General features: G+C 61.4%; 1 pseudogene. It reads right to left on the reverse strand.

The features are described 5' to 3' along the window. Positions 1-241: pseudogene (locus ACPYOJ_RS36475) on the reverse strand (leucyl aminopeptidase); the annotation flags it as partial.

A 241-nucleotide genomic window follows, 5' to 3' on the forward strand; every position in this document is an offset into this window, starting at 1 on the left:
GTCGTAATCCTTGCCGAGCGGCATGCGCCACAGGCGCTCATCGGTAACGAGACCAGCAGCTGTCAGCTCGTTCGCCAGCTTGTCGTCGTTGCTGAACAGGCCGGCTTGCAGATTGCCGAGGGCGACCAGGATCGCGCCGGTCAGGGTCGCCAGATTGATCATGAATTGCGGCTTGAAGCGATCGTTGGTGTACCAGAGCGCATCGCAGAGAACGAGCCGGCCTTCGGCGTCGGTGTTGATG

It is taken from the genome of Rhizobium sp. SVR5-9E (assembly GCF_056755095.1).